Source organism: Cupriavidus sp. L7L, assembly GCF_004353535.1.
Taxonomy (GTDB): Bacteria; Pseudomonadota; Gammaproteobacteria; order Burkholderiales; family Burkholderiaceae; genus Cupriavidus; species Cupriavidus oxalaticus_A.
In genome coordinates, this window is sequence record NZ_SMNY01000023.1 from 102546 (window position 1) to 113681 (window position 11136).

Annotated in this window: 4 protein-coding genes and 1 other RNA gene; 4 read left to right on the forward strand and 1 reads right to left on the reverse strand. The window is 70.5% G+C overall.

What is annotated here, in order from left to right; translation table 11 throughout:
• Positions 1 to 8 precede the first annotated feature (8 nt).
• Together E1J61_RS22065 and E1J61_RS22070 are read left to right on the forward strand one after the other, a co-directional pair.
• Positions 9 to 2912: a PD-(D/E)XK nuclease family protein gene (locus E1J61_RS22065; RefSeq protein WP_133096126.1), complete on the forward strand. Its 2904-nt coding sequence runs from the start codon at positions 9 to 11 to the stop codon at positions 2910 to 2912.
• The gene (locus E1J61_RS22070) at positions 2912 to 6532 is read left to right on the forward strand and encodes an exodeoxyribonuclease V subunit beta (protein WP_207951240.1); all 3621 of its coding nucleotides are present in this window, start codon (positions 2912 to 2914) and stop codon (positions 6530 to 6532) included. The genes E1J61_RS22065 and E1J61_RS22070 overlap by 1 nt, the downstream gene beginning before the upstream one ends.
• Positions 6533 to 6745: 213 nt before the next feature.
• Here the strand turns inward: E1J61_RS22070 and ffs are convergent.
• Positions 6746 to 6844: signal recognition particle sRNA small type (gene ffs, locus E1J61_RS22075), an RNA gene on the reverse strand.
• Positions 6845 to 7062: 218 nt separating this feature from the next.
• Here ffs and E1J61_RS22080 point away from each other — a divergent pair.
• Positions 7063 to 9546, forward strand: coding sequence for an adenosylcobalamin-dependent ribonucleoside-diphosphate reductase (locus E1J61_RS22080; RefSeq protein ID WP_133096127.1), 2484 nt, complete (start codon positions 7063 to 7065; stop codon positions 9544 to 9546).
• Positions 9547 to 9666: 120 nt separating this feature from the next.
• The coding region (locus E1J61_RS22085; RefSeq protein WP_133096128.1) for a DNA polymerase III subunit gamma/tau at positions 9667 to 11136 on the forward strand (1470 nt) is incomplete at its 3' end.

The window sequence follows — 11136 nt, forward strand, 5'->3', positions numbered from 1 at the left end:
AAGAGCCCATGACGTCGCTGAGTTTTCGCCCTGGCCCTGATTTCCTCGAGCAGGCGGCCACTGCTGCCTGGTTTTTCCTGGACCGCTGCGGCGCGCCCGAAGCCGGCGCACACGTAGTGGTGCCGACCGCCGCGCAGATTCCTGGCGTGCGCGAGGCGCTCGATGCCGCCGCGCGTGCGGCCGGACGGCCGCGCCTGTTGCCGCGCGTGCTGACGCTGGGCCACTGGCTGCTGGACCTGCCGCCCGACGGCACGCCGTTACGCAGCCATGCGGCGCGGCTGTTGGCGGTGCAACAGGCCGTGCGCGGGCAAGAATGGCTGCGCCGCGCCTTCGGCGCGCAGAACGAGACCGCGGCGTGGGGCCTGTCGCAAACGCTGCTTGCGATTTGCGACGAGCTGAATGCGCGCTGGCTCGAGGACGCCGCCATCCGCGATGACGACGACATTGACGGCGACGACCGCGCCGCGTTGCTGCAGGGCGCGCTGGAACGCACCTACTCGCACCTGTCCGAACGCTTCCTCGGCGAAGAGGCGCGCATCGTGCTGGCGTTCTGGCAGGCGCTGTCGGGGCCCGACGATCCGCTGCCGGCGCGGCGCCGCGTGCTGCGCGAACTGTCGCAGCAGCTGCGCGGCCCGGTGGTGTGGATCGCGCCGACGCCCCCTACGCCGCTCGAAGCCGCGTTCCTGCGCGATGCCGCCGAACTGGTGCCGGTACTGCAGGTCGGGTACGACTGGGCGGGGCAGGGAGATGTGGACTCCGATGCGGACGCCGCCGACTGGTACCAGACGCTGCTGTCGCTGTGGCCCGAAGCACGGATTGCCGAAGATGGAGACGTCACTGCGCCGCCCGCCATGCCGGCACTGCCCGAACAACGCCCGGCCATCCGCGTGATCGGCAGCGCGCGCTTCGAGGACGAAGCCGCGGCCGCAGCGGCGCAGCTGGTGCAATGGCTCAACGAAGGCCGCCGCCAGGTTGCGCTGGTGGCCCATGACCGCGTGGTGGCGCGGCGCGCGCGGGCGCTGCTGGCGCGTGCCGGCGCACCGGTGCGCGACGAGACCGGCTGGAAGCTGTCGACCACGCGCGCGGCCGCCGCGCTGATGCGCTGGTTCGACCTGCTGGTGCGCGACGGCGATACCGCGGCGCTGCTCGACCTGTTGAAAAGCCCGTTCTGCCTGCCCGATTTCGCCGAGCGCGGCGCGGCCATCGCGCTGCTGGAGCGCCAGGTGCGGCGCGAGGGCATTACCGGCGGCTGGCCGCGCCTTCGGCAATTGTTCGGCAGCGTACCGACCAGCGCGCCCGAGCCTGGCAGCTACGAGGACGAACAGGCGGACGAGGCAGCCCAGGCGCCGCGTCGCGCCGCACGTGCATTGGTCGCCGTGTTGGCCGACGAGGCGGCACGCTGGCCGCGCGGCCTTGCGCAGCATCCGCTGGCAACGTGGCTGGAGCGGCTCGACGGCATGCTCGACGGCCTTGGCATGCGCGCCGCGCTGGGAGCCGACGATGCCGGCAGCCAGCTGCTCGACGCACTGGCCCGGCTGCAGGAGCTGCCGCACGATGAAACCGGCGGCCACGCCACGCTGTCGCAGGGCGAGTTCCGCGCCATGTTGTCGGCGCTGCTCGAATCGGTCGCATACAAGGAGCCTTCGGCAAGCGGCCCGGCGCGCATCACCATCCTGCCGCTGAACGGCGCGCGCATGCGCCGTTTCGAGGGCGTGGTGATCGTAGGTTGCGACGATGCGCAATTGCCGTCGAGCGCGGCCGAGCTGATGTTCTTCTCCAACCAGATGCGCCGCGAGCTGGACCTCGAAGACCGCGAGGCGCGCTTCGCCCAGCAGGCGCGCGACCTGGCGGAGGTGCTGCTGAACAACGCCGACGTGGTGATGACCTGGCAGCGCTTCGGCGGCCGCGGCGAACCGCATCACGTATCGGGCTGGATCGAGCGGCTGGCGGCATGCTGCGCACGCAGCGGCGTCGTCATCGACGGCAACGCCGTGCCGCAGGCCCATGAAACCTTCGCCGAACCGCAAGGCATGCCCGCGCCGTCCGCGTTGCCGGAGCTGGTGCCGCAGCGCTGGAGCGCGCAGGCCTACAACATGCTGCGCCGCTGCCCGTACCAGTTCTTCGCCGGCCGCATGCTCGGCCTCGCCGGGCTCGAGACCGTCAGCGACGAACTGGAAAAGCGCGAGATCGGCGAGCACCTGCACCGCGTGCTGCTGCGCTACCACAAGGACCTGCACGCGCGCCGCGAGCGCGGCGAAACGCTGCCGCAAGACCAGCGCCTGGCGCGGCTGCGCGAGATTTCGGACGATGTGTTCGGCGCGCTGATGGCCGAGGACGGCAATGCCATTGCCTATTACCGGCGCTGGTGCGAGGTGCTGCCGTCGTATGTCGCCTGGCAGTCGGCGCGCGAGGCCGAGGGCTGGTTCTGGCGCGGCGGCGAGCTCGATGCCGGCATCGACCTGCCCATGCCCGACGGCCAGCCCTTGCGGCTGACCGGACGCATCGACCGGCTCGACCAGGGGCCGGACGGCGCGCATGCGGTGCTCGACTACAAGACGCAGAGTGCCACGCGGCTCAAGCGCAAGCTGGCCGAGGTCGAGGAAGACTGCCAGCTGCCGTTCTACGGGCTGTTGCGCGCCGATGCGGTGGACGGCAGCTGGGTGTCGCTTGAAGGCGCGAAGGAAAGCGCGCGCGACACCTCGGCGGCGGCGCAACGCGAGGTCGGGCTGCCCGACTTCCAGGCCGCCGTCACCTGGCTCGAACGGCAGATGCGCCATGACGTGATGCGCTTGCGCCAGGGCGCGCGGCTGCCCGCGTTCGGCGATGCCTCGGCCTGCGTGTATTGCACCGCCCGCGGCTTGTGCCGCAAGGGCTTCTGGGAATCCACCGCCGTGCCGGTGCTGAAAACTTGATGGTCCACGATCCGCTCAATACCCAGGTCCAGCCTTACCAGCGCGATGGCCATCCCGTGTCGGAGGCCGAGTTCACCCGCGCGGCCTGCGATCCTGCGCGCTCCGTCGTGGTCGAGGCCTGCGCCGGCAGCGGCAAGACCTGGTTGCTGGTGGCGCGCCTGGTGCGCCTGCTGCTGGCCGGCGCCGCGCCGCACGAGATCCTCGCGATCACCTTCACGCGCAAGGCCGCCGAAGAAATGCGCGACCGCCTGCTGGAAGTGCTGGCGCAACTGTCGCGCGATCCCGACGACGACGTCATCGCCGCGCTGGTGCAGCGCGGCCTGAGCCCGGAGGCCGCCCGTGAGGCGCTGCCGCGCGCGCGCCGCTTGCACGCGCAGGTGCTGGCCGCGCCCGGGCGCATGGCCATCGATACCTTCCACGGCTGGTTCGGTACGCTGCTGCGCGGCGCGCCGCTGGCGTCGGGCATCGTGCCCGGCGCGTCGCTGCGCGAAGATGCGTTGCGCATGAAGCGTGAAGCGTGGGCGCCGGTCTGGCGCGCGCTGGCCACGCCGCAATACGAAGACCTGCGCGCCGCATGGGAAACGCTGGTCGACACCGTGGGGGACTTCCAGGCGCGCGCGCTGCTCGACGCCATGTTCCACGCCCGCAGCGAATGGTGGGCGATGCAGGAGGGCGGCAGCCCGCTGCAGGCGCTGTCCGACTGCCTTGGTGAAGACGCCCAGGGCGACGTGCTGCTGCAGGCGCTGGCCGACGAAGGCTGGCGCGATGCCTGCGAGACGCTGGCACTGCGCCTGGGCGGCGGCGGCAAGACCGAGCAGACCCATGCCACGCGCATCACCGACGCGCTGATGGCCATTACTGCCTGGCGCGAAGCCGGCGCGGCGCCGGGCAAGGCCGCCGAACGCGTGTTCGCACAATTGCGCGCGGCGTTCTTCACCACCACGGGCGAGCCGCGCTCGCTGCGCCGGACCAACGCCCTCGTCAAGGCCGCGGGAGGCGAGGGCATGGTCGATACGCTGCTCGACCAGCATGCTTCCATCTGCGCGATGCTCGACGAGATCAGCGCCCGCTGCTGCGAGGCCGCGGTGCTCGCCATCAACCAGGCGCTGTTCTGCATCGGCGACGCGCTGCTGACGCGCTACCAGCAGCACAAGCAGGAACAGCGCGCGATGGACTTCGCCGACCTCGAATGGCAGGCCGCGCAGCTGATGTCCGACGAAGAAACCGCGACCTACCTGCAGGTGCGGCTCGATGCGCGCTACCGTCACCTGCTGCTCGACGAATTCCAGGACACCAACCCGCTGCAGTGGCGCATCCTGCAAGGCTGGCTGGCTGGTTACGCAGGCCTGGGCGAGCGCCCGACGGTGTTCCTTGTGGGCGATCCCAAGCAGTCGATCTACCGCTTCCGCCGCGCCGACGCGCGCCTGTTCGGCGCTGCCGGCGAGATGCTGCGCGACGCGTTCGGGGCGACGGTGCTGCGCACCAACCGCACCCGGCGCAATCGCGCCGAGGTGCTGGAGTGGGTCAATGCCGTGTTCGACGCGGCGCGCGCGGAAGGGCGCTACCCGCTGTACGAGACGCAGACCTCGGCGCTGGCCGAAGGCGGCGGTCCGGTGTGGCTGCTGCCGCTGGTAGAGGCCGAAGAGAAAGCCGAAGGCAAGGCGGGCGACAGCGAAGCGAGCGAGACGGAAGCGCAGGCCGGCGACGGCGCCATGCACCGCGACACGCTGCTGCAGCCGCGCCGGCAGGCCGGCGATTCGCTGCGCCTGGAGGAAGGCCGGCGTGTGGCCGCGTGGCTGCGCCATGTGCGCGACACCGTGCCGGTCCACGAGAACGGCGCCACGCGCCCCGCCCGCTGGAGCGACATGCACCTGCTGGTGCGCCGCAAGACCCATCTCGCCGACTACGAGCGCGCGCTGCGCGAGGGAGGCATCCCATGCCTGAGCCCGCGCCGCGGCGGCCTGCTGGCCACGCTGGAAGCGCTGGACCTGTCGGCCTTGCTGGCCTTCCTGATGACACCGGAGTCCGATCTCGATCTCGCCCATGTGCTCAAGAGCCCGCTGGTCGGCGCGACCGACGATGACCTGCTGGCCCTGGCGCAGCTGGAAGGCGAGGGCGGCTGGTGGGCGCGCATCGAAGCCAGCGGCCTGCCCGGGCACGTCTCGGACGCATTGCGCGAAGGCGTGCCGCGGCTGCGCCAGTGGCTGCGCGTCGCGCCGCACCAGCCGGTGCACGACCTGATCGACCAGATCTTCCACGGCGGCGAAGTAAGGCGCCGTTATGCCGAAGCCGCGCCGCAGGATATCCGCGAGCAGGTGCTGGCCAATCTTGATGCCTTCCTGAAGCTGTCGCTGGATCTGGACGGCGGCCGTTACCCGAGCCTGCCCAAGTTTATCGACGAGCTGCAGGAGATCCGCCGTGGCGACGAGGGCGAGAGCCCCGACGAAGGCGGCATGGGCGACAACGCCGAAGACGTCGAGCCGGCGGAGGACGATGCCGCCTTTGCCGGCCTCGACGCGGTGCACATCCTGACCGTGCATGCGGCCAAGGGCCTGGAGGCGCCGTTCGTGGTGCTGCTCGATGCCAACCACAGCGATCCCGCCGCAGACAAGGGCGGGATCCTGGTCGACTGGCCGCCGTCGTCGCCGGTGCCGCGGCATTTCTCGGCGTATGGCAAGCGCAGCGAACGCGGCCTGGCGCGCGCGCCGATGTTCGAGGCCGAGGCTGCGCTGGGCGAGCGGGAGAACTGGAACCTGCTCTACGTCGCCATGACGCGGGCGCAGCAGGGCCTGCTGGTTAGCGGCGTGAAGGGCCGCGCCAGTCGCGCCGCCGCCGGTGAGAACAACGCGGAGATCGCCGGCAGCTGGTACGTGCGGCTGCAGGGCGCGGGCGTGGGCGAGATGTTGCCCGCGTACCCCGGGCAACCGGAACAAGCGGGCGACAGCGAGGCGCCAGTACTGGCACGCCTGAGCGAGCCGGTGCGCTTCACCGACTTCCGCCTGCGCTACCGCGACGCCGGGGCGCTGCCATCGTTCGAGGACGACGCGCGGGCCGAGGAGGATCCGTCGGCAGACGACGGCATCGTCTTCAACGCCGCGGCAGCCCGCCACGGCGAACTGGTGCACGCCCTGCTGGAGCGGCTGACGCGCTATCCGGAAGCCTTTGCCGGCATTCCGGACATCGACACGGTGCTGCGCTGGTTCCCGCTCACCGGCGCGCATACCGTCGAGGCACGGCAAGCGTGGCGCGAGCAGGTAGATGAAGCGCTCGCGGCGGTGCGCGCGATGCTGGGCGCGCCGGCGCTGGCGCCACTGCTGTCGTCGGACGAGGCCGGCAGCGCGCGCAATGAAGTCGAGCTGTATGACGCGCGCGGCCGGCTGCTGCGCATCGACCGGCTGGTCGAGTTCGACGACCGCGTCGTCATCGTCGACTACAAGCTGAGGCTGCTGCCGCAGGAGCACGCCGCCTATCGCGCGCAGCTGGGGCGCTACGTGGCGGCGGTCGCGCCGCTGTTCCCGGGCAAGCGCATCGAGGCCGGCGTGGCCACTGCCGACGGCCAGTGGATTCCCGCCGAGCGGCTGGCGCCGCCGATGCTGACGCAGCAGGGTTCGCTATTCTGAGTGGCGATCGCGCCGGACAGCTTCCGCAAATCGGCGCAGAATGGCCCGTGGGTGCGCCGGGTCCGGCGCGCGCCAGATGGCATGCTGTACTAAAGTGACAGGGACGGCGCTGCAGGCGGCGTGCGCATGTCGATGCGGAAACGATGCGGAAAGCTGTTCGCGTAAGCGTGGGGTGAAGCGGTGGAAGGGTGAAGCAGGAGGGATAGCGGGGAGGTGGACGAGCCTGACCCTCGGCACTGGTGGAAAACGGCTGTGGCTGCTTCGTTCCCGACCTGACCAGGTTGACCGCGCCACCATGCGAGGAGGCCCGTCCGAGCGGCATTGTAACCTAGTCCGAGGCATCGCGTCGAATTGCCTTGTCCGCCACGGGTCATTGCATGCGGCAAGGCGCCGGCTTGATCTGGCGCAGGCAGTGCAGGCCGCGCTGGCCCGACCATGACAGGCCGCCGCATTGCAGCGGCGCGGCGCGCCGGCGATGCGCGTCCCGGATCCACCGATTCACCCAACCTCGGAGCGTGGTGAGCCCAGACATGAACGCAAACGACCAGATCATTCACGGTGCCATGGCGCCGCAGGAAATCTCCACCGAAGTCCTGATCGAAAAATACGCCAAAGGCGAAGAAGGCAGCATTGCCGACGTCAGGCAGCGTGTGGCGCTGGCGCTGGCCCAGGCCGAGCCGGAGGACCAGCGCGAGGCCTGGAGCGCGCGCTTCCTGTGGGCGCAGGAAAACGGCTTCGTGCCCGCCGGGCGCATCAATTCCGCCGCCGGCACCGGTATCCAGGCCACGCTGATCAACTGCTTCGTGCAACCGGTGGGCGACTCGGTATCGGAAGCGCGCGACGGCCGGCCCAGCATCTATGCCGCGGTGGCGCAGGCGGCCGAAACCATGCGCCGCGGCGGCGGCGTCGGCTATGACTTCTCGGCGATCCGGCCGGCGGGCGCGCTGGTGCGCGCGACGCATTCGCGCGCGTCGGGGCCGGTGTCGTTCATGAAGGTATTCGATGCCTCGTGCGCGACGGTGGAATCCGCCGGCGCGCGCCGCGGCGCGCAGATGGGCGTGCTGCGCTGCGACCATCCCGATATCGAGAGCTTCATCCACGCCAAGGACAAGGGCGACCTCACCAACTTCAATATCTCGATCGGCGTCACCGACGAATTCATGCGCGCGGTGCAGGCCGACGGCGAGGTCGAGCTGATCCATGAAGCCGAGCCCGGCGCCGACATGATCGCCGCCGGCGCCTATCGCCGCGACGACGACCAGTGGGTGTACCGCCGCCTGCCGGCACGGCAGCTGTGGGATCAGGTGATGCAGGCCACCTACGACCACGCCGAGCCTGGCATCCTGTTCCTGTCGCGCATCAATGCCGACAACAATCTCTATTACTGCGAGCGCATCGAGGCCACCAATCCCTGCGCCGAGCAGCCGCTGCCGCCGTATGGCTGCTGCTGCCTGGGTTCTATCAACCTGACGCGTTTCGTGCGCCAGCCGTTCTCGCCGCAGGCTGAATTCGACTTCGATGCCTTTGCCGAAGTGGTGCGCGTGGCCACGCGCATGCTCGACAACGTGCTCGACGTGACCTTCTGGCCGTTGCCCGAGCAGCAGGCCGAGGCCCACGCCAAGCGCCGCGTCGGCCTGGGTTTCCTGGGGCTGGGCAGCGCGCTGGTGATGCTGGGCCTGCGCTACGACACCGAGCCGGCGCGGCAACTGGCGGCGCGCATTGCCGAGCGCATGCGCGACGAGGCCTACCTGGCCTCGACCGAACTGGCGGCGCTGAAGGGCGCCTTCCCGCTGCTGGATGTCGACGCCTACCTGCAGAGCGGCTTCGCCAGCCGGCTGCCGCAGGCCGTGCGCGATGCCATTGCGCGCAACGGCCTGCGCAATTCGCACCTGCTGTCGATCGCGCCGACCGGCACGATCACGCTTGCCTTTGCCGACAATGCCTCCAACGGCATCGAGCCGGCCTTCTCCTGGACCTACAACCGCCGCAAGCGGATGCCGGACAACAGCTACCGCTCGTTCGAGGTGGCGGACCACGCCTGGCGCCTCTACCGTCACATGGGCGCCGACATGGCGCAGCTGCCGGACAGCTTTGTCACGGCGCTGCAGATGTCGGCGCTGGACCATATGCGCATGCTGGAAGCGGTGCAGCCGTATATCGACACCAGCATCAGCAAGACCGTCAACGTGCCGGAGGACTATCCGTACGAGGCCTTCCGCCACCTGTACCTGGAGGCCTGGCAGGCGGGGCTGAAGGGGCTGGCGACCTATCGCCCCAATCCGGTGCTTGGCGCGGTGCTGTCGGTCGACGCCCCGGCGGCAGCGCCTGCTGCGGTGGCCGACGACAACCCGCTGGTGCGCCCGTTCAACAGCCGGCCGGTCGGCGACCTGGAGGGCGTGACCTCCAAGGTCGAATACCTGACCTACGAAGGCCACAAGACCGTCTACCTGACCGTCAATTTCATGCGCGTGGCGGGCGTCGCCGACGGCAGGCCCGTGGCCATCGAGCGGCCGGTGGAGTTCTTCATGCCGGCGGGGCAGCGCAGCGAGGGCCAGCAGTGGATCACCTCGACCATGCGGCTGCTGTCGATGGTGGCGCGCTCGGGCGGCTCGGTCGCCAAGGCGCTGGCCGACATGCGCAACGTGGTGTGGGACAAGGGCACCGTGCGCTATGGCTCGCTGGTGCGGCAGGACGGCACCGAGGTACCGCGCTTCCATGACTCGGAGGTGGCGGCGCTCGGCTACGCGCTGCAGCGCATCCTGATCAAGCGTGGCTTCCTTGATGCGGAAGGCGGGCAGGTGCCGGTGGCGGCGCTGGCAGCCCGCCTGGCGCAGCGCGAGGCGGGCGGGGCGGCGGCCGCGGAGGCCGGGATCGCGGTCCAGGCCGGCGCCGGCGTGGTCACCCCCGGCGTGGGCACCGGCAAGCCTTGCCCGGAGTGTGGCGCGCACGCCCTGCACAAGGTCGACGGCTGTGCGAAATGCGCAAATTGCGGCTACGTGGGCGAATGCGGCTGAGGCCGTCCCGCGCCTGAAACCCGCCAGCGGCGCGGCGCCGCTGGCAGGCCTGCGCTCCAGGCCGCAAACTCCGGCCCCGCCGCGGGTTGCGGGCGGTCGCCATTTGCTACAATCGCCGCCATGAGTTATCAAGTTCTAGCGCGCAAATGGCGCCCCAGGGATTTCACCACGCTGGTCGGCCAGGAGCACGTGGTCCGCGCGCTCACGCACGCGCTGGAACAGCAGCGGCTGCACCACGCCTACCTGTTCACCGGCACGCGCGGGGTCGGCAAGACCACGCTCTCGCGGATCCTGGCCAAGGCCCTGAATTGCACCGGCGCTGACGGTAACGGCGGCATCACCGCCCAGCCATGCGGGGTGTGCAAGGCCTGCACCGAGATCGACAGCGGCCGCTTCGTCGACTACATCGAGATGGACGCCGCCTCCAACCGCGGCGTCGACGAGATGGCGCAGCTGCTCGACAAGGCGGTCTACGCGCCGGGGACCGGGCGCTTCAAGGTCTACATGATCGACGAAGTGCACATGCTCACCAACCACGCCTTCAACGCCATGCTGAAGACGCTGGAAGAGCCGCCCGGGCACGTCAAGTTCATCCTCGCCACCACCGATCCGCAGAAGATCCCGGTCACGGTGCTGTCGCGCTGCCTGCAGTTCAACCTCAAGCAGATGCCGCCGGGGCATATCGTCTCGCACCTGGACCATATCCTGGCGCAGGAAGGCATTGCCCATGACGGCAACGCGCTGCGGCTGCTGGCGCAGGCCGCGCACGGCTCGATGCGAGATGCGCTGTCGCTGACCGACCAGGCCATCGCCTACAGCGCGGGACAGGTCTCCGAGGAAGCAGTGCGCGGCATGCTGGGCGCGATCGACCAGGGTTTCCTGGTGCAGCTGCTCGATGCGCTCGCCGCCGAAGATGGCGCCGCCATGCTGGGCATCGCCGATGCCATGGCCGACCGCAGCCTGTCGTTTGCCGGCGCGCTGCAGGACCTGGCTTCGCTGCTGCACAAGGTGGCGCTGGCGCAGGCCGTGCCGGCTTCGGTGCAGGAGGAATGGCCGGAGGCGGACGATGTGCGCCGCCTCGCCGGCGTGTTCGACGCGCAGGAAGTGCAGCTCTTCTACCAGATTGCCAACCTCGGCCGCAATGAGCTGGCGCTGGCGCCGGACGAGTACGCCGGCTTCACCATGACGCTGCTGCGCATGCTGGCGTTCCGGCCCTCGGCGTCGCCGGAGCCGACGCCCCCGACCGTGGCGCAAGGGCAGGGCGGCGGCGCCGCGCCGTCGCGGCCGCGCAGTGCGGCGCTGGCGGCCGATCCGGCCACGCCCCGGCATGCCGCCGTGGCGGCAGCACCGGCTGCACCTTCCGCTGCACCTTCCGCTGTAGCGGCGCCGATGCCCGTGGCGGCAAAGCCGGCGGCGCCGGCGCCCGTATCCGAACCGGTGGCCGAGCCCGCTGCAACCACCGCACCGGCTGCGCCCGCCGCACCCGCGCGCCCAGCGCCGGATGCTGCCATGTCGCCGGCCCGTGCCGCGCTGGCGGCCGCCCGTGCCGCATCCGCGCGCGGTGGCGCGCGCAATGCCCCGCCGCCTGCC

Bases quoted from the DNA above. Each gene is read 5' to 3' on its own strand.
- E1J61_RS22080 (WP_133096127.1), top strand. From the start codon at position 7,063: ATGAACGCAAACGACCAGATCATTCACGGTGCCATGGCGCCGCAGGAA.
- E1J61_RS22070 (WP_207951240.1), top strand. From the start codon at position 2,912: ATGGTCCACGATCCGCTCAATACCCAGGTCCAGCCTTACCAGCGCGAT.
- E1J61_RS22065 (WP_133096126.1), top strand. From the start codon at position 9: ATGACGTCGCTGAGTTTTCGCCCTGGCCCTGATTTCCTCGAGCAGGCG.